We start from the raw sequence: 1,624 nt of genomic DNA on the forward strand, positions 1-1,624 counted from the left end.
CCATGGTTGGCGAGCATCCCGTGGTCTTCGCCGGCGCCGGTTCGCACGCCGGGGCCTACTTGCCGGGCGAGTACCTGGTGCAGGTTCCGCTCGACCTGCCGCGCTGGACCAATCGCACGGTCGCCGCGATCCGCCGCCTCATCCCCGGGCGTGCCGGCAAGCCGACCGCCCTGGCGTTGCCCTATCTGGACTACCACCGTGGCGACGGCCTCGCGGTGGGGCCCGGGCAGGACCGGGAGTGGCAGGCGACCCTCATCGAGGACGGCACCGGCTGGGTGCACGACTACGCCGGACTGTGGGGGCTGGACACCAAGGATCCGTTCGGCGGCGAGCGTGCACCGGCGGGTCCCCGCTACGAGCGCAACGGGACGGTCCGCCGGTCCTGGGGCCAGCCGGTTGCCTGGGCCGGGCTGGACCGCGAGCCGCCGGACGAGGAGGCGGCGCGGGCCGACCTGGCGGCCGCCCGGGCAAAGGTGGTCGCCCAACTCGGGCTCACCCGCGAAAGCCTCGCCGAGCAGCGCTCCCTGCTGCGGGCAACCCGCACCGCCGACCGGGTGCGCGGCGTGCCGGTGCAGCAGCCAGGTGAAGCGCAGCGGGCCGTGCGCCAACGAGTGGCGGCCCTGCGCGAGCTGCAGCGCGACCAAGAGGCGATGCTCGAGGCCGCCGACCGCGCTCACCATCTCCCGGACGAAGGCCCGCACGCTCATCTGCGCAAACGAGTGTTGCCACTGCAGCTGGACCGGCGGACGGAGAGCTGGTTGCTGCGGTTGTGGGCCGCAGCGACGTCCTCACTCGTGCTGGCGGGCCTGGGCCTGCTGCTCCTGACCGGCCGACGTCCGAGCCTGGCCGAAATAGCTCTCATCGCGGCGGCCCTCATCAGTGTCGAGGCATTGCTGCGTCGCAGATTCGTGCGGCTGGTCGTCACCATCGGAATCGTCGCCTTCGCCGGCACAGCCATGTGGTGGACGGCCGAGCTCGTCCGGCGCAACCTCGGGGCGGCGCTGGGCGTGGCGCTGCTCGTGGCCGCCGGCGTGCTGGCCTACCTGACGATCAGCCAGGGAGTACGACGACGCTGAGCGCCGCCTTCCGACTGATCCTGCGCCGGTTCATCCTGTGCCGATGCGGCCGGCGATGATGCTGGTGACCACGACGGAGGTGATCGTCACGGTGGCGAAACCGGCGATGATCATCTTGGGCAGGATCTCGTGCTCGATGGCGGCGACCTCGTCGGCGCTCTCTCCGGCGGCCTTGGCGGCCTCCTGGGACAGAATCATCGTGCCGGGAAAGCCGAACAGTGCGGTCAGGCCGATCGAGATCGACATCGGGATGCTGTAGCCGAGGAGCTTGCCGGTCAGCGCGGAGAAGCCGGCGATGCCGGCGATGCCGAAGACGAAGGCGAGAAGTAGCGGGAACGCCAGCGCCCGCACGTCTGCGGGTTCCACCGTGGCCAGGGGTCCGAAGACCAGGATCATGATGGCCAGCATCATGAGGCCCAGGGAGTCGATGCCGCCCAGGACGGACGGTTTGAAGATCCCTGCGGTGCGCAATCCGATGCCGAGGATCAGCGCCACCACGAAGGTGTTGAGAATCCCGTCGGTGAGATTGTTGACACCGGTGCTGATCA

Annotated in this window: 2 pseudogenes; one reads left to right on the forward strand and one right to left on the reverse strand. The window is 70.1% G+C overall.

Annotated elements, in window-relative coordinates:
- Positions 1 to 1,076, forward strand: a pseudogene (locus AB0M20_RS42350) (hypothetical protein); the annotation flags it as partial.
- Between the two features lie 30 nt (positions 1,077 to 1,106).
- Here the strand turns inward: AB0M20_RS42350 and AB0M20_RS42355 are convergent.
- Positions 1,107 to 1,624, reverse strand: a pseudogene (locus AB0M20_RS42355) (hypothetical protein); the annotation flags it as partial.

Source organism: Actinoplanes sp. NPDC051633 (assembly GCF_040681735.1).
Classification (GTDB): Bacteria; Actinomycetota; Actinomycetes; order Mycobacteriales; family Micromonosporaceae; genus Actinoplanes.